Source organism: Caulobacter sp. 05T431 (assembly GCF_056665975.1).
In genome coordinates, this window is the sequence record NZ_JBFTKU010000012.1 from 39,734 (window position 1) to 56,314 (window position 16,581).

Sequence of the window (16,581 nt, forward strand, 5' to 3'; positions counted from 1 at the left end):
AAGGCAGTTCAAGAGGCGAGCATGGTCACGATGAAGGCGCTGTCGGCGGCGGGTCTGGCTCTGGCCCTGACGGCGACGGCGGTCCACGCCCAGACCGTCGCGCTGCCCCCGCCCGACCCCGGCAGCGCCGTGGTCGAGGAGCTGTGGGTGGTGGCCCGGCCGCCTGGGCCGGCCCTGTGGCTGGTCGAGAAGGGCGGGGCCAAACTCTATGTGGTCGGGTCGGCCCCCCCGCTGCCGCACCAGCTGAAATGGGACAGCCCGCGCCTGGACCGGGCGTTGGGCGAGGCCAGCCTGGTGCTCGTCCCGCCCGAGGCCTCGGTCGGCCCGCTGCAGGTGACCAAGTTCTTCCTGACGGGCGGGGGCGGCGTGCGCCAGCCGTTCGGCAAGAAGCTGGAGAACCGCCTGCCGCCCGACCTGCTGGCCCGGTTCGTCAACGCCCGCGAGCAGGCCCAGCGCACGGCCGTGCCCTACAAGGACTGGAAGCCGGCGGTGGCGGGCTTCATCCTGCTGTCGGACTTCCGCCAGGCGGCCGGCCTGTCCGAGGCCAAGCCGGTCAGCACCATCGAGCGCATGGCCAAGGCCAAGGGCGTCAAGGTCAAGGCGATGAGCCAGTACCGCCTAGGTCCCATCCTCGCCAGCGCCGGCAAGCTGTCGGACGAAGCCAACCTGGCCTGCCTGAACGACGCCCTGACCGAGCTGGAATACGACGCCCAGCACGCCACCACGATCGGGACCGACTGGGCCAACGGCGACCTGGCCAGCGTGCGGGCCCGTTATTCGACCTCGGCGGCCCAGCGCTGCGTGATGCGCGCGCCCGGCGGCCCCGGCCTGCTGGCCCAGCAGATCGGCCAGTCGGCCGACGCCCTGACCGAGGCCCTGAACCGCCCCGGCGTGACCATCGCCGTCGTCGACCTGGCCTTCCTGCTGCCGGCCAATGGCGTGCTCGACCGCCTGAAGGCCTCGGGCGCCACCATCACCTCCCCGGCCGGGTAAGGAGACCGCCATGCGCCTGCTCGGCATCGACCACGTGGTGATCCGCGCCCGCGATCCCGTCGCCATGGAGCGGTTCTACACCCAGGTGCTGGGCTGCGCCGTCGAGCGCCGCCAGGACGCCATCGGCCTGGTCCAGCTGCGGGCCGGCGCCCAGCTGATCGACCTGGTCGATGTCGCCGGCCGCCTGGGCCAGATGGGCGGCGCCGCACCGGGCGCCGACGGCCACAACATGGACCACCTGTGCCTGCGGGTGATCGACTTCGACGTCGAGACCGTCCGCGCCCATCTCGAGGCCCACGGCGTGGCGATCGGCGATGTGGGCGAACGCTACGGCTCGACCGGCGAGGCGACTTCGCTCTATCTGTCGGACCCCGAGGGCAACGGGCTGGAGCTGCGCGGCTGAACCTTGGCCGTTGCTTCCGGCTAGGATATCCCAGTCCTTGGGGGAGCTGATGCGCGCATTCATTCCGTCTCTTGTCGCCGGCCTGATCGCCGGCTGTCTTGTCGCGCCGGCAATGGCCCAGGCGACCGACGATGGGCGGCTTGAGGCCTTCATCAAGGCTGCGGCGAGCGGGGATTGCACGGGCTATCCGGCCATGGTCGATCTTGCCCTGTCCGGCCGTCTGGACAGATTTCTCAGCGCGCGCCTTTCGGCGGAGGTGGCGATATGCGCCGCTCAGGACGGGCGCTTCGATCGAACCGATCAGCTCATCGCCCGGGCCGCCCTGCCTCCTGAGGTCGGGACTGAAATGCAGATGCGCTTCGTGTTCCATCGGCTGATCCGGCGACTGACTGACATCCCGGGCGCGGGAGCGTCCGCTCAGCGCGCCGCCGACGCCATGATCGGCCTTGGTCACTTTCCAGATCGATCCATCCAATCCGCCGAACTGGGCGTCATGGCGGATTTCGCGGCAGGCCAGAACGACACGGGCCTAGACCGCCTGAAACAGATCGACCGGCGAGCGGCGCTCTCCATCCAGATTGACCGCCGTTTTGCACCAGCCTGGCTTCCGACGGAGCAGTTGATCGCCACGCTCGACCACATCTCTATTCAACCGACTTCGTCGCTTGACGATAACTGGACCAGCGAACTGGCGGCCTTGGATCGCCAAAGGGAGGGCGAGGCGAGCATCCTGGCTACCGCCCGACGCAACATGGCCGCCGACATCGCCAACACCTGCCAGCCGGGAGCGTTCGCCTGCCTGGCCGCCGGGAAGGACGGTTCGAACGGTGACGCACAGCGGGCCTGGCTGGTCCAGCGCCTGCTGGATGACGGCCAAGTCGATGAGGCGCTCGCGACTCTGGATCTGCCCGCGGTTCGCGCCGCGGACAGGTCCTCCGACGTCCTGTTCGTTCCCGGCTTCGTCGGCGTGCTCGAGGGTCTGATCCGGGCCGATCAGGCCGAAGAGGCCAAGCGCCTGGTTGGCTGGTGGAGCGCCGTGCAGTCCGCCAGCAAGGTCGAATATGTTGGGATGTCGCGAGACGAGAACGCCAATCTCTGGCCAATCATGGCCATCGGATCGTGCCTGGAGGGTGATCACACCGCACGGCTGGGGCCGAGCGAGTGGCGTCTCTCCCTGGCGTGTGCCGATCCGCAGGACCGCACGGCGCAACTCCTGCTCAGGGCGCTCGACTCGCCCAACTCGCGCAGCGAGGCCCTGCAAGCCCTGAACCTGCCTCCGCGCCATCCGTCGTTGGGTAAGGCCGACGATGACTATCGCCGCCGCTGGGACGCCCTGTTGGCGCGATCCGATGTCGCCGCCGCGATCGAGTATCGAGGCCGCCGGCTCCCGGCCGAGCTCGCCTGGCGTCTTGCGCGAGTTTATCCGGCGTTCTGAACACCCGCCGCTTTTGACTCCCCGCCCCCTTTCGTGCATAAGCGCGCGCTTCCGGCGCTTTATCAGCAGCGCCTCCACCGTCACGACCCCGGCCTGTTAGCGCAGGATCCATCCGGACGAGGACGGCGAGGACCCCCATCGACGTGATCGTCCATGGGGGCTGATCGCGTTTGGTCACTAGTCTAACCAGGGTTCCGCATGTTCGACGGCCTTACAGAGCGACTTTCAGGGGTCTTCGACCGCCTCGGCGGTCGCGGCGTGCTGTCCGAGAAGGACATCGACGAGGCGCTGCGCGAAGTCCGCGTCGCCCTGCTGGAAGCCGACGTCGCCCTGCCGGTGGTCAAGGACTTCATCAGCAAGGCCAAGGAAAGCGCCTCGGGTGAGGCTGTCATCCGCTCGGTCAAGCCGGCCGACCAGGTGGTCAAGATCGTCTATGACGGCCTGGTCGACATGCTGGGCGGCGAGGTCCCCACCGGCCTGAACCTGGCCCTGAACCCGCCGTCGGTGATCCTGATGGCCGGCCTGCAAGGCTCGGGCAAGACCACCACCACCGGCAAGCTGGCCCTGCGGCTGAACAAGATCGAGCGCAAGAAGGTGCTGGTCGCCTCGCTCGACACCCGCCGTCCGGCCGCCATGGAACAGCTGGCCATGCTGGCCAAGCAGGTCGAGGTCGAGAGCCTGCCGATCGTCGCCGGCCAGAGCGCCGCCGACATCGCCAAGCGCGCCCTGACCGCCGCCAAGCTGGGCGGCTACGACGTCCTGATCCTCGACACCGCCGGCCGCACCACCCTGGACGAGGCGATGATGAGCGAGGCGGCGGAAATCGCCCGCATCGCCACGCCGTCCGAGACCATCCTGGTCGCCGACAGCCTGACCGGCCAGGACGCCGTCCGCACGGCCAAGGCCTTCCACGAACGCCTGCCGCTGACCGGCCTGATCCTGACGCGCGCCGACGGCGACGGCCGCGGCGGCGCGGCCCTGTCGATGCGCCACGTCACCGGCCTGCCGATCAAGTTCCTCGGCGCCGGCGAGAAGATCGACGCGCTCGACGTGTTCGACGCCCGCCGCGTGGCCGGTCGGATCCTGGGCCAGGGCGACGTGGTCGCGCTGGTCGAGAAGGCGGCGCAAGACCTCGACGTGGCCGAAGCCGAGCGCATGGCCAAGAAGCTGGCCAAGGGCCAGTTCGACCTGAACGATCTGTCGGCCCAGCTGAACCAGATGCAGAAGATGGGCGGCATGCAGGGCATCATGGGCCTGCTGCCGGGCGTCCAGAAGGTCAAGAAGCAGATCGCCGAGAGCGGCATCGACGACAGCATCTTCCGCCGCCAGCAGGCGATCATCGGCTCGATGACCAAGCTGGAGCGCAAGAAGCCCGACATCCTGGCCGCCTCGCGCAAGCGCCGCATCGCGGCCGGCGCCGGCGTCGACGTCGCCGAGGTCAACCGCCTGCTCAAGCAGCACCGCCAGATGGCCGACATGTTCAAGGCCATGTCCAAGGACGGCGGCAAGGGCATGGCCCGCATGGCCCAGATGATGGGCGGCGGCGACATGGCCCGTCTGAAATCCATGGGCGGGGGCAAGCTTGCCCAGCCCGACCCCAATGCAGCGGGGGGCCAAGGCCTCTCGGGGCTGCCCGGTCTGCCGGGTCTCGGGACTGGCGGCGACGCCAAGCCCAATCCTCTCTCCGGCCTGGGCCTGCCCGGCTTCAACCCGTTCAAGAAATAGAACTTTAGACCAAGGACTACTGAAATGCTGAAGATCCGTCTCGCCCGTGGCGGCGCCAAGAAGCGCCCCTACTACTCGATCGTCGTCGCCGACAGCCACTCGCCCCGCGACGGCCGCTTCATCGAGAAGGTCGGCACCTACAACCCGCTGCTCAAGAAGGACGACGCCGCGCGCGTGACCCTGAAGGTCGAGTCCATCCAGGAGTGGCTCAAGAAGGGCGCCCAGCCGACCGACCGCGTCGCCCGCTTCCTGGCCGCCCAGGGCCTGACCACCTGGACCCACGGCAACAACCCGCAGAAGGGCGCCCCGGGCAAGAAGGCCCAGGAGCGTCTGGCCGAACGCGCCCAGCGCGACGAAGAGCGCGCCGCCGCCGAAGCCCAGGCCAAGGAAGACGCCAAGGCCGCCGCTGAAGCCGCTGCTGCTGCCGCCGCCGAAGCCGCCGCTGCTCCGGCTCCCGAGCCGGAAGTCGTCGCCGAGGAGGCCCCGGCCGCCGAAGAGGCTCCGGCCGCTGAAGCCGCCGCTGAAGAAGCCCCGGCTTCGGAAGAAACCACCGAAGGCTAAGGCCTTCGGAAACGCCGCCGCCGGGACTCCCTGGCGGCGGCGTTTTCTTTTGCGCGCTTCCGCACCATGACCGCATCGTCCCCGCAGACCCTGATCCTGGTCGGCCGCGTCGCCGGCGGCTTCGGCGTGCGCGGCGAGGTGCGGATCACGACCTATACCGAAGACCCGCTGACCCTGACCCGGTTCAAGGTGCTGTCGCGCCAGGACGGCTCGCCCGCCCTGACCCTGACCACCGCCCGCGTGGCCAAGGACGGCGTCGTCGCCCGCTGCGTCGGGATCGACACCAAGGAGGCCGCCGACGCCCTGCGCGGCCTGCGCCTCTACGTTCCCCGCTCCGCCCTGCCGGAGCCCGAGGAAGACGAATTCTACCTGGCCGACCTGATCGGTCTGACCGTGCGCCACGCGGCCACCAACGACCTGCTGGGCAAGATCAAGAGCGTCCAGAACTTCGGCGCCKACGACTTGCTGGAAATCACCCCCGCCCTGGGCGGCCAGACCTGGTACCTGCCCTTCACCCGCGCGGCCGTGCCCGAGGTGAAGATCGCCGAAGGCTTGGTCCTGGCCGATCCTCCCGCCATGGTGGGCGAACCCGAAGGTCCCGCCGAGGGCGACGACCAAGCCTAGGAGCCGGCATGGCGCTCGATGGAAAGTGGCGTGTCACCGCCTCGCGCCATGTCCACAAGGATCGCTGGATCAGCCTGCGCGCGGACGATTGCGTCACCGAGGACGGCGTCGAGATCGCGCCGTTCTACGTCCTGGAATATCCCGACTGGGTGCACATCGTGGCGCTCGATCCGGACGACAACGTGCTGCTGGTGCGCCAGTACCGGCACGGCCTGGGCGACCTGTCGCTGGAGATCCCGGCGGGCGGGGTGAACCCTCGTGAGACCGATCCGCTGGCGGCCGCCGCCCGCGAACTGCTGGAAGAAACGGGGTGCGCCGGAACCCTCAGCCTGGTCGGCGTGACCACGCCCAACCCCGCGACCCACACCAACCGCATCCATACCGTCCTGGCCCGCGATGTCGTCCAGGTGGCGGCGCCGTCCAACGATCCCACCGAACGGATCGAGCCGCTCTGGACCCCCGCGGCCGAAGCCCTGCGCCTGGCGCTGTCCGGCCAGATGGTGGCGTCGATCCAGGTGGCGTCCTTGCTGACCGCCCTGGCCCAGGCCGGGGTGGCGACGATCGAGGTTCGTGAAAAATAGGTCATGACGAAGGCTTAACTGGCTTCGCGCCGGGCCGTGGGCCACCTGGGTCTCCTCGATATCCCCGGGGGGACCCCATGCACCGTCACATCGCGGCCGCCCTGGCCGCCTCGCTCCTGATCGCCGCCGGGCCGGCCCTGGCCGCCGAGGAGCTGACCTCGAAACAGGCCGGCCAGGTGGTCGACACCCTGGTGGCCGAGCTGAACGGCTATTTCGATCCCGCCAAGGCCCACGACGTCCAGGCGGCCCTGAAGGCCCAGCGCGGCCGGTTCGTCCGCATCCACGACCGCGCCGCCCTGGCCGAAGCGCTGAGCGCGGTGACCCTGACGGTCTCGGGCGACCAGCACATGAAGGTGACGGTGACCACCGCCAACGCCCAGGCCGTCCGGCTCAGCGACGCCGACGAGGCTTTGGTCGACAAGCGCCTAGCCTACGGTCTGATGGCCGCGCGCCGGCTGCCAGCCAATATCGGCTATCTGAAGCTGCGCTATTTCGAGCAGGGCGAGGAGGGCGCGGCGATGATCGACGCGGCCCTGGGCCTGCTGAAGGATACCGACGCCCTGATCATCGACCTGCGCGAGAACACCGGCGGCGGCGGGGCGACGGACGAGCGGCTGCTGGGCCAGCTGTCGCGCGCGCCGCTGGTCATGGAGGAGATTCGCTGGCGCGATCCCGACGGCAAGACCACGACCATGTCCCGCCACGTCCGCCAGGGCCCCGGCGACCCGCTCTACGCCGACAAGCCGGTCTATCTGCTGGTGGGCGGCCAGACCTTCTCGGCGGCCGAGGCCTTCGCCTACACGATGCAGGCCAACAAGCGGGCCGTGCTGGTCGGGACCCGCACGCGCGGCGGCGGCAACCCGGCCAACCGCCCCAAGCCCAGCCTGGGCTTCGGCCTGGTCGCCTTCATCCCCAACGGCCAGGTGATCCATCCCCTGACCGGCGGCGGCTGGGAGGGCGTGGGCGTCAAGCCGGACGTCGAGACGCCGCTGGACGGCGCCCTGACCGAGGCCTACCGCCGCGCCCTGGCGGCGGCCAAGCCACTGGTCTCGACCCCGAAGTCCGAAAAGGAACGCGCCGACGCTATCACCGACCCGGCCAAGGCCCTGGTCGCCGACCAGGCGCTCTAGGCGGCTACTTGCGCACCCGCATCAGGCATTCCTGGGCCACCGAGGCCACCAGCTTGCCGTCGCGGGTGAACATCTGGCCGCGCACCAGGCCCCGGCCCTGCGAGGCCGAGGGGCTGTCCTGCGAGAACAGGGTCCAGTCGTTGAAGTCGAACGGGTGGTGGAACCACATGGCGTGGTCCAGGCTGGCGGCCTGCAGGCCGGGCGTGGTCCAGATCAGGCCGTGCGGGCGCAGGGCGCTTTCCATGAAGGCCATGTCCGAGGCGTAGGCCAGGGCGCACTGCTGGGCCCGGACGTCGTCGCCGATCGGCGCCTTGGCCCGCATCCAGACCTGCTTGGTCGACGGCTTGGGCACGGGCTTGGTCGGGTGCTGGGGATCGACCCAGCGCAGGTCCACCGGCCGGGGGAACTCGGCCAGCTTGACGAAGCGCGGGTGCAGTTCGTCGCCCAGCGAGCGCAGATATTCCGCCTCGGTCGGCAGGCTCTCGGGATCGGGCGCGTCGGGCATGTCGGCCTGGTGCTCCAGCCCCTCCTCGGGGGTCTGGAACGAGGCGGCCAGGTTGAAGATCTGCTCGCCATGCTGGATCGCCGCCACCCGGCGGGTGGTGAAGGTGCCGCCGTCGCGGGCCCGCTCGACCTCGTAGAGGACCGGGGCGTTCACGTCGCCGGGGCGGATGAAATAGGCGTGCAGCGAATGGCAGATGCGGTCGGGCACCGTGCGATAGGCCGCCATCAGGGCCTGGGCGATCACCAGCCCGCCGAAGATGCGGGGAAAGCCGTCATTGGGGCTGACGCCCCGGAACAGGTTCACCTCGATCGGTTCGAGGGTCAGGATTTCGGCGAGGTTCTCGGGCGTGCGCATGGGGGTTGGTTAGGCGCGCCGGCGGGACAGGGCAAGTCGTGAGCTTGCGCTAGGGCGATGCGCTCACCATCGTTGCGGGATGGCCACGCCTTTTCCGCCCATCGTCCACCACCCCGCCTTCCGCGCCGAGATGCCGGCCGGCCATCGCTTCCCCATGGACAAGTTCTCGCGGCTGGCGGCGGTGCTGGAGGCCGAGGGTGTGGCGGGTCCCGCCGGCTTCGTGCGCCCCGAGCCGATCGACCTGGAGAGCCTGCTGCTGGTCCATGACGAGGCCTATGTGCGCGGGGTGATCGACCTGACCCTGCCGGCCGAGGTGGCGCGGCGGGTGGGCCTGCCCAACACCGAGTCGGTGGCCAAGCGCGCCCAGGCGGCCGTCGGCGGCACCCTGGCCGCGGCGCGCCTGGCCCTGGAGCACGGGATCGCCTGCAACACCGCCGGCGGCAGCCATCACGCCCAGGCCGACACGGGGGCGGGCTTCTGCGTGTTCAACGACGTGGCGGTGGCGGCGCGGCGGCTGCTGGTCGAGGGCGCGGTCGATCGGGTGCTGGTCGTCGACCTCGACGTCCACCAGGGCGACGGCACGGCGCGGATCTTCGAGGGCGATCCCAGCGTCTTCACCTTCTCGATGCACGCCGAGAAGAACTTCCCGGCCCGCAAGGCGGTCAGCGACCTGGACGTCGACCTGCCCGACGGCACGGGCGACGAAGCTTATTTGGAAACGCTGTCCGGCATCCTGCCGGGCCTGCTGGCCCGGACGGCGCCGGACCTGGTGTTCTTCAACGCCGGGGTCGATCCGCACGCGGACGACAAGCTGGGGCGTCTCAGCCTGAGCGACGAGGGCCTGGCGCGGCGCGAGGCGTTCGTCCTGGGCTCATGTCTGGAAAGGGGAGTCCCCGTGGCGGGGGTGATCGGCGGCGGATACGACGCCGACATCGATCGATTGGCGCATCGTCACGCCCTTCTCCACCGGGCGGCCCGAAAGGCTCTCGAAGCCTGAAGGGTCGCGCTCCGGTGGAGGCTACGCGGCGATCACTTAGAAGCTCGAGACGAGCGAACCGGCGATCACGACGAGGGGCAGCATGGCCAGAACGATGCTGGCGAAACCCGAGAAGGCGTTGTTCGAGAAGGTCATTGTCTTGTTTCCCTGAAAGTCCGGCGCGACGACCGCGTCCGGTGATCAGGGGTATAGGCCCGCGGGATGGTGAATACCCGTTACCTTTGCTTCATGAAGCGTTTTTAAGAAACGTTGATGCGAGAAACCTGCATTACAGAGGTGTAATGTGATTGTTTTCGATCGTTGCAGTGGAAACTTTTGCCGTTGATACCATTGTTCGGCGGTCCGATCACTCGTCCGCCGAGGTCAACAGGAAATGACCGCGCAGGGCGGCGATCGGCGCGGCGCGCTGCTCCTGCCAGGCCTCGACGTGGACATTGGCGATCCGCCGGCCGACCTTCTTGATCTGGGCGCGGGCGAAGGTGGTCAGCGGACGGCCGGATCGCAGGTACTCGATCGAGACGTCGATGGTCCGCGGCTGGCGCTTGAGCGGCTCGGCCACCGACAGTTGGGCCAGGGCGGTCATCTCCATGAAGGCCCCCAGCACCCCGCCGTGGATGGCGGGCAGCAGCGGATTGCCGACGATGTGGTCCGAGAACGGCAGGATGGCGGTCATCTCGTCCCCGGCCAGCTCGGCGTGCATGCCGATGAACCGGGCGTAGGGGATCGAGCCGAGCACGGCGCTGAGGCGGGTGGCGGCGTCGGTCATGCGGCGTTTCCTTCGCTGCTCGACGACTTGGCGCGGGGCGGCTTGAGGTTGGCGCCCGGCTTCTTGCCGGCGCTGGAGTCCAGCATGAAGGCGGCCTGGGCGGCGGCGATCGGGTCGTCGGGGTCGTCCTCGTAGGCCACGGCGCGCACGAAGGCGACCGAGCGGGTGACCTTGTAGCAGTGGGCCCGGGCCAGCACATCGCGCCCCGGCTGGGCCGGCCGCATGTAGTCGATGCGCAGATCCAGGGTGGCGATCGAGGTCCATTCGGCGAGGGCGGCGTGCACCGCCTGGCCGCTGGCGTGGTCGAGCAGGGTGGTGACCACCCCGCCGGCGATCACCCCGGTCTCGGGATCGCCGACGATCTCCGGCTTGTAGGGCGCCTTGAGGATGGCGACCGCGTCGCCGATCTCCAGGGTCACCAGGCCCAGGGCGCGCGCCTGGGGACTGCCTTCGTTCATCGCGTTGGCGATGAACCGATGCTGTTCGTCACTGCTCATGAGGATAGGTTTATAGCCAGGCGCGTTCCCATATCCAGCCGATGAAACCCCAGGACCTGATCTGTCCGAAGCCCGACGGGCTCTATTGCCCGCCCGGGGACTTCTACATCGACCCCGTCCGCCCCGTGGACCGGGCGGTGATCACCCATGGCCACGCCGACCACGCCCGGGCCGGGCACGGCGTGGTGGCGGCCACGCCCGAGACCCTGGCGATCATGGCCGAACGCTACGGCGAGGACTTCGCCGGCCAGCGTCACCCGATCGCCTATGGCGAGACCTTCACCCACAACGGCGTCGAGGTGGGCCTGGTCCCGGCCGGCCACGTGCTGGGCTCGGCCCAGGCCGTGGTGCGCTGGAAGGGCATGACCATCGTCGTCTCCGGCGACTACAAGCGCCGCCGCGACCCCACGTGCCCCGCCTTCGAACCCGTGCCCTGCGACGTGTTCGTGACCGAGGCGACCTTCGGCCTGCCGGTGTTCCGCCATCCGGACGACAAGGGCGAGATCGCCGCCCTGCTGAAGTCGGTCKAGCAGTTCCCCGAGCGCAGCCACATCGTCGGGGCCTACGCCCTGGGCAAGGCCCAGCGGGTGATCAAGCTGCTGCGCGAGGCGGGCTGGGACCGGACGATCCACGTCCACGGCGCCATGGATCGCCTGAACCGCCTCTACGGCCGCCACGGCGTGGACCTGGGCCTTCTGGCCCCGGCCACGACCGGAACCAAGAAGGACTTCGAAGGCGCGATCATCGTCGCCCCGCCCTCGGCCCTGGCCGACCGCTGGAGCCGGCGCTTCCCCGATCCGGTCGATTGCTTCGCCAGCGGCTGGATGCGCGTGCGGGCGCGGGCCCGCCAGCGCGGCGTCGAACTGCCGCTGATCATCTCCGACCACGCCGACTGGGACGAGCTGACCGCCACCCTCGACGAACTGCGCCCCGGCGAGGTCTGGATCACCCATGGCCGGGAAGAGGCCCTGGAGCGCTGGTGCGAACTCCAGGGCATCCCCGCCCGGGCGCTGAGGCTGGTCGGCTATGACGAGGAAGAKGGCGAGTAGGCTCAGCTGATCAGGTCGGGACCGCCGGGCGGCGGCGTGGACCCGGCCGAGACGGTCTTCTTCTTGCCGCCCATCACCTTGCGCACCCACGCCGTGGCGCTGGCGAAGGCCGCCGCGATGATCACGAAGCCCTTCTTCAGCACGATCAGCAGGACCGCCAGCAGGCCGAACTTCTTGGCCACGGCCAGGCCCAGGCCCGCCGCCACCAGCCCGGCGACGCCGAACTCCGCGGCCTTGTCGCCCTTGGCGTGGTCGGCATAGGTCGAGCCGGGGTCGAAGACCGCCGCCTGGGCGATGCTGCCGGCCGCCGCACGGACGTCCTGCAGGTCGCCCATCGACGAGATGACGTTCAGGCTCAGCACGCCCTGCCGGTTCAGCAGGCGGATGTCGTAGTTGAGCGAATGGGCCTCGCCGCCGCCGATCGCCAGGTCCTGGGCCCAGATCGCCAGGTGACGCGTCGGGTCGTAGGAGGGCTGTTCGGCCCAGCCGGCCAGGTGGATCGTCGGATAGCCCGCGTCCTTGCGCCGGGCGTTGGAGTCGTCCTCGGACTCGCGCAGCTGGTCCAGCAGCTTCTGCGGGTCGATCTTGCGGGCGTCCTTGTCGGAGACGTAGCCGACGTCCTGGTAGGTGACCACCGCGCCCCACGAGGCCGCTTCCAGCGGCTTKAACCGGGTCGGGATGATCATGCCCAGTACGCCTTCGCCCGTCTCGGGCGGGTTGCCCCATCCCTCGGTCAGCACGCGTTTGGCCGCGGCGGCGTCCAGGAAGTAGTAGTCCGGACCCAGGTTCAGCTTGGCGTGGGCGGCCGGCAGGGCGATCTGCCCCGTGTGATGCTGCAGCCGGTCCTGCCAGGAGAGGTCCGGCTGGGACGCCGCGATCGGCGCCGGCGGTTGATCGGAAGCAAAGGCCGGCGCGGCGGCGCCCACGAAGACGGCCGCCACGACGGGCGCGAGAAACTGACGCAAAACAAACCCCCAAAGATTCCCCACAGCGAAGCTAGCGGAGGTTGTATCGCTTGGCCAGAGAGGGGCGCCTACACCACTTTGCCTAGACCACCTTGAAGGTCGCCCGGGCCCGCGCCACCGGCTTGTCGTCGGCCCGCACCGTGGCCTCGGCGTAGCAGAGGCTCTTGCCCGGCTTGATGAAGTCGGTGTCGAAGACCAGCCACTGGCCCAGCTGGGCGGCGGCGATGTAGTCCAGTCCCAGCGAGACGGTGATCAGGCCCTGGCTGGGGATCTTCAGCCGAGTCAGCACCACGCCGCACGACAGACCCATGGCGTTGTCGGCGAGCGCCGCCAGCAGGCCGCCGTGCGGATTGCCGCGCGAATTGGTGTGCGGCTCGCGGACCTCCAGCGCCAGCACCCAGCGATCGTCGCGGATGTCGGCGAAGATCGGCTCCCACGGCGTGGTCAGCGGGCTCTTGCGGGGATGGGGGACGAAGGGTTCGGGCGGGGTCATGGTCGCCTCCTGTCCGGCGTTCGGACCCCATCACTCAAACAGATGTTTGAATTGACTTCAAGCTTCGCGGCCGTGCTAGCGTCCGCCTGTCCCGAACGGGACGGATCGGGGGATCGCATGGCCAATGGAAACGGCGCCGGCGCGCTGAGGCTCGACGCCGACAAGGTGGTGGGGACGCTGGACCACTTGCGGGCGCGGGTGACCGAGCGGTTCCCGGCGTCCGGCCTGGCGGAGGTGTGCGGCCAGCTGACCGCCGTGGCCCGGGTCACCGCCAAGCGGGCCCGGCGGCTGTCGCGGCCCTATCTGGGCCTGCGGACCCTGGTGGCCGCCATCGCCGTCCTGGCGATCGGGGCCGAGGCGGCGCTGATCGTGCGGCTGGACTGGCTGGCCGGCCTGCGCAACGCCGGCGCCCTGAGCCTGGCCACCAGCCTGGAGCCGGCCGTCAACCTGCTGCTGTCCGGCGCGGCGATCTGGTTCCTGGTGTCGCTGGAGTCGCGCTGGAAGCGCTCGCGGGTCCAGAAGTCCCTGCATGAACTGCGGTCGTTCGCCCACGTCATCGACATGCACCAGCTGACCAAGGACCCGACCCTGGTGCTGGGCCCGCGCACGGCCTCCTCGCCCGCCCGAGAGATGAACCGCTTCCAGCTGGCCCGCTACCTGGACTACTGCGCCGAGATGCTGGCCCTGACCGCCAAGCTGGCGGCGCTCTACGCCGGCGAGACCAACGACCCGGTGATCGTCGCCGCCGTCAACGACATCGAGACCCTGACCTCCGACCTCGGCCGCAAGATCTGGCAGAAGATCATGATCCTGGGCCAGCTGGACGAAAGCCGGGCGGGCTGAGGTTGGGCTCATAAATTACGTCTGTCATTTTTAAGATGGCGCACGGCGCGCGACCTGCTAGCGTGGCCGCAACGACCTTGAGGGTGGAATCGTCATGCGTGCTGTCGTCCTGGTGATCGCGGGTGTCGTGCTGGCCGGTTGCGGACGTGCGAACGCGCCGATCGCCAAATTCTCCGACTCGGCCGTGATGCTCGACTCCCCGTCGGCCTCCGCCGGCCCGGCCCAGCGCAAGGCCGAGGCGGCCGAGGAACCGGCGGCTCCGACGACGACCCCGACGGTCGCCGCGCCGATGATCGCCTACGACTATTTCGATACGATCTGGGCTCCGGCCGGACACATCAGGGCGCTGATGGACGCGCACCAAAAGGCCTGCGTCGCGGCCGGGACCACCGCCTGCCAGGTGGTCAGCTCCAGCCGCAGCGGCGCGGAAGGCGGCGTGACCAAGGGGGTGCTGGAACTACGCGCCTCGCCCGCCTGGATCGCCAAGCTACGCGGCGGCCTGGACGCCGACGCCAAGGCGGCGGGCGGCCGGGTCACCGACTCCCAGGTCACCAGCGAGGACCTGACCCGCTCCATCGTCGACGGCGAAGCCTGGCTGCGCGCCCAGACCACCCTGCGCGACCGCCTGCAGACGCTGCTGGCCGAGCGGCCCGGCAAGCTTTCGGAACTGCTGGAGGTCGAGCGCGAGCTGGCCCGGGTGCAGGGCGAGATCGACGCCGCCCAGTCGACCCTGGCGGTGATGAAGGCCCGGGTGGCCACCTCGGCCCTGACCCTGCGCTACGAGTCCGGCGCGGTGACCCGTCCGACCGGGGCCTGGGCGCCGCTGGCCCAGGCCTTCGCCAATGTCGCGACGATCCTGGCCAGGTCCCTGGCGGGGCTGGTGGTGTTCGTCGCCTGGGCCGCGCCCTGGGCGCTGGTGCTGGGCCTGGCGATCTGGGCGCTGCGCAAGCGCCTGCCCCGCCTGCCCCGCCTGCGTCGTAAGCCCCCGACCGACGAGGCGCCGCCGAGCGCGTAGCGCGGAAGCCGTTTCGCGCGTTGAATGGGACCATGCGCGCCTTCGCCCATCTTCTGGACCGGCTGTCCCTGACCAGCTCACGCAACGCCAAGCTGACCCTGATCAAGGACTTCCTGCGCGAGACGCCCGATCCCGAGCGCGGCTGGGTGCTGGCGGCCCTGACCGGGGCGCTGTCGTTCAACGCCGCCAAGCCGGCCTTCATCCGCAAGGCGGTGGAGAGCCGGATGGACGCCCAGCTGTTCGCCTGGTCCTACGACTATGTCGGCGACCTGGCCGAGACCGTCGCCCTGGTCTGGCCGGAAAAGCCCGGCGCCAACCGCGAGCCCGACCTGTCCGAGGTGGTCGAGAGCCTGCGCACCGCCTCGCGCACCGAGGTCCAGCGGCTGATCGAGGGCTGGCTGGACGCCCTGGACGCCGACGGGCGCTGGGCCCTGCTGAAGCTGATGACGGGCGGCCTGCGTGTGGGGGTTTCGGCGCGGCTGGCCAAGCAGGCCTGCGCCGACTTCGGCCAGGTGGAGATCGGCCAGGTCGAGGAGGTCTGGCACGCCATGACCCCGCCCTATGGCGACCTGTTCGCCTGGCTGGAGGGGCGGTCCGAGCAGCCCTCGCCCGACGCGCCCGGGCGCTTCCGGCCGGTGATGCTGGCCCAGGCGATCGACGAGGCCGTCGACTTCGCCAAGCTGGACCCCGCCGACTACGCCGCCGAATGGAAGTGGGACGGCATCCGCGTCCAGGCGGTCAGCGAGCGCGGGGAGCGGCGGCTATACACCCGCACCGGCGACGACATCTCGGCCACCTTCCCCGACGTGCTGGAGGCCCTGACCTTCGAGGGGGCGATCGACGGCGAGCTTTTGGTGATGCGCGACGGCGTCGTGGCCAGCTTCGGCGATCTGCAGCAGCGGCTGAACCGCAAGGCGGTCGACGCCAAGCAACTGCAGACCTTCCCGGCCGGCATCCGCGCCTACGACCTGCTGCTGGACGGCGAGACCGACCTGCGCGGCCTGCCGTTCGGCGAGCGGCGCAAGCGGCTGGAGGCCTTCGTGGCGAAAGCCGCCAGTCCGCGCATCGACCTGTCGCCGATCCAGCCGTTCGACACCTGGGACGAACTGGCCGCCCTGCGCGCCGATCCGCCGGCTGGCGATCCCGCCATCGCCGAGGGCCTGATGCTCAAGCGCTGGGACAGCGTCTACGAACCGGGCCGCCCCAAGGGGCCGTGGTTCAAGTGGAAGCGCGACCCCCGCCTGATCGACGCGGTGCTGATGTACGCCCAGCGCGGCCACGGCAAGCGATCCAGCTTCTATTCCGACTACACCTTCGGGGTCTGGCGCGAGGACGAGACAGGGACGCGTCACCTGACCCCGGTGGGCAAGGCCTATTTCGGCTTCACCGACGAGGAGCTGAAGCAGATCGACAAGTTCGTGCGCGACCACACGATCGAGCGCTTCGGTCCCGTGCGTTCGGTGCGGGCCGACCTGGAGTTCGGCCTGGTGTTCGAGGTGGCCTTCGAGGGCCTGCAGCGCTCGACCCGCCACAAGTCCGGCGTGGCCATGCGCTTCCCCCGCATCAACCGCATCCGCTGGGACAAGCCGTCGCGCGAGGCCGACGAACTGACGACCCTGGAGCGGATGCTGGACTGATCTTCAAA

The 16,581-nt window shown here is 69.7% G+C and carries 18 protein-coding genes; 13 read left to right on the top strand and 5 right to left on the bottom strand.

Going from position 1 to position 16,581, the window contains the following annotated elements:
• Nucleotides 1-30 precede the first annotated feature (30 nt).
• From AC1U89_RS12605 to AC1U89_RS12640, 8 genes are all read left to right on the top strand, one after another.
• Nucleotides 31-993 (top strand): TraB/GumN family protein, encoded by a 963-nt coding sequence (locus tag AC1U89_RS12605; protein ID WP_479900156.1) that lies wholly within the window; start codon nucleotides 31-33, stop codon nucleotides 991-993.
• A 10-nt stretch (nucleotides 994-1,003) separates the two neighbouring features.
• Nucleotides 1,004-1,396, top strand: a complete 393-nt coding sequence (locus AC1U89_RS12610; RefSeq protein ID WP_479900042.1) for a VOC family protein — start codon at nucleotides 1,004-1,006, stop codon at nucleotides 1,394-1,396.
• Nucleotides 1,397-1,445: 49 nt separating this feature from the next.
• Nucleotides 1,446-2,831, top strand: a complete 1,386-nt coding sequence (locus tag AC1U89_RS12615) for a hypothetical protein (RefSeq protein ID WP_479900043.1) — start codon at nucleotides 1,446-1,448, stop codon at nucleotides 2,829-2,831.
• Between the two features lie 198 nt (nucleotides 2,832-3,029).
• Nucleotides 3,030-4,556, top strand: coding sequence for a signal recognition particle protein (gene ffh, locus AC1U89_RS12620; protein WP_479900044.1), 1,527 nt, complete (start codon nucleotides 3,030-3,032; stop codon nucleotides 4,554-4,556).
• Between the two features lie 24 nt (nucleotides 4,557-4,580).
• Nucleotides 4,581-5,117: a 30S ribosomal protein S16 gene (gene rpsP, locus AC1U89_RS12625; protein ID WP_479900045.1), complete on the top strand. Its 537-nt coding sequence runs from the start codon at nucleotides 4,581-4,583 to the stop codon at nucleotides 5,115-5,117.
• 66 nt (nucleotides 5,118-5,183) lie between these two features.
• On the top strand, nucleotides 5,184-5,741 hold the full coding sequence (gene rimM / locus AC1U89_RS12630; protein ID WP_479900046.1) for a ribosome maturation factor RimM: 558 nt from the start codon (nucleotides 5,184-5,186) through the stop codon (nucleotides 5,739-5,741).
• 8 nt (nucleotides 5,742-5,749) lie between these two features.
• Nucleotides 5,750-6,322 carry an NUDIX hydrolase gene (locus tag AC1U89_RS12635; protein WP_479900047.1) on the top strand — a complete coding sequence of 191 codons (573 nt, stop codon included), beginning with the start codon at nucleotides 5,750-5,752 and terminating at the stop codon, nucleotides 6,320-6,322.
• A gap of 77 nt (nucleotides 6,323-6,399) precedes the next feature.
• Complete coding sequence (locus tag AC1U89_RS12640) at nucleotides 6,400-7,452, top strand: S41 family peptidase (RefSeq protein WP_479900048.1); 1,053 nt, start codon at nucleotides 6,400-6,402, stop codon at nucleotides 7,450-7,452.
• A 4-nt stretch (nucleotides 7,453-7,456) separates the two neighbouring features.
• On the opposite strand, the gene tesB is transcribed toward AC1U89_RS12640, so the two are convergent.
• Nucleotides 7,457-8,311: an acyl-CoA thioesterase II gene (tesB, locus tag AC1U89_RS12645; protein WP_479900049.1), complete on the bottom strand. Its 855-nt coding sequence runs from the start codon at nucleotides 8,309-8,311 to the stop codon at nucleotides 7,457-7,459.
• A gap of 79 nt (nucleotides 8,312-8,390) precedes the next feature.
• Here tesB and AC1U89_RS12650 point away from each other — a divergent pair, with 79 nt between their 5' ends.
• The gene (locus tag AC1U89_RS12650) at nucleotides 8,391-9,308 is read left to right on the top strand and encodes a histone deacetylase family protein (protein WP_479900050.1); all 918 of its coding nucleotides are present in this window, start codon (nucleotides 8,391-8,393) and stop codon (nucleotides 9,306-9,308) included.
• 346 nt (nucleotides 9,309-9,654) lie between these two features.
• On the opposite strand, the gene AC1U89_RS12655 is transcribed toward AC1U89_RS12650, so the two are convergent.
• Nucleotides 9,655-10,074 (bottom strand): PaaI family thioesterase, encoded by a 420-nt coding sequence (locus AC1U89_RS12655; RefSeq protein ID WP_029909533.1) that lies wholly within the window; start codon nucleotides 10,072-10,074, stop codon nucleotides 9,655-9,657.
• Nucleotides 10,071-10,571 carry a PaaI family thioesterase gene (locus tag AC1U89_RS12660; RefSeq protein WP_479900051.1) on the bottom strand — a complete coding sequence of 167 codons (501 nt, stop codon included), beginning with the start codon at nucleotides 10,569-10,571 and terminating at the stop codon, nucleotides 10,071-10,073. Before AC1U89_RS12660 ends, AC1U89_RS12655 begins: the two co-directional genes overlap by 4 nt.
• A gap of 41 nt (nucleotides 10,572-10,612) precedes the next feature.
• On the opposite strand from AC1U89_RS12660, the gene AC1U89_RS12665 reads away from it, so the two are divergent.
• Entirely contained in the window at nucleotides 10,613-11,620 is a 1,008-nt protein-coding gene (locus AC1U89_RS12665) for a ligase-associated DNA damage response exonuclease (protein ID WP_479900052.1), read from the top strand.
• 2 nt (nucleotides 11,621-11,622) lie between these two features.
• Here the strand turns inward: AC1U89_RS12665 and AC1U89_RS12670 are convergent, their stop codons facing one another.
• Both AC1U89_RS12670 and AC1U89_RS12675 read right to left on the bottom strand, forming a co-directional pair.
• A complete protein-coding gene (locus AC1U89_RS12670) occupies nucleotides 11,623-12,585 on the bottom strand; it encodes a DUF2167 domain-containing protein (RefSeq protein ID WP_479900053.1) in 963 nt (320 codons plus the stop codon).
• A gap of 82 nt (nucleotides 12,586-12,667) precedes the next feature.
• Nucleotides 12,668-13,078, bottom strand: a complete 411-nt coding sequence (locus tag AC1U89_RS12675) for a PaaI family thioesterase (RefSeq protein ID WP_479900054.1) — start codon at nucleotides 13,076-13,078, stop codon at nucleotides 12,668-12,670.
• Between the two features lie 117 nt (nucleotides 13,079-13,195).
• On the opposite strand from AC1U89_RS12675, the gene AC1U89_RS12680 reads away from it, so the two are divergent.
• From AC1U89_RS12680 to AC1U89_RS12690, 3 genes are all read left to right on the top strand, one after another.
• A complete protein-coding gene (locus AC1U89_RS12680) occupies nucleotides 13,196-13,921 on the top strand; it encodes a hypothetical protein (RefSeq protein WP_479900055.1) in 726 nt (241 codons plus the stop codon).
• A 94-nt stretch (nucleotides 13,922-14,015) separates the two neighbouring features.
• Nucleotides 14,016-14,936 (top strand): DUF4349 domain-containing protein, encoded by a 921-nt coding sequence (locus tag AC1U89_RS12685; RefSeq protein ID WP_479900056.1) that lies wholly within the window; start codon nucleotides 14,016-14,018, stop codon nucleotides 14,934-14,936.
• A 32-nt stretch (nucleotides 14,937-14,968) separates the two neighbouring features.
• Nucleotides 14,969-16,573, top strand: a complete 1,605-nt coding sequence (locus AC1U89_RS12690; RefSeq protein WP_479900057.1) for a cisplatin damage response ATP-dependent DNA ligase — start codon at nucleotides 14,969-14,971, stop codon at nucleotides 16,571-16,573.
• Nucleotides 16,574-16,581: the final 8 nt, after the last annotated feature.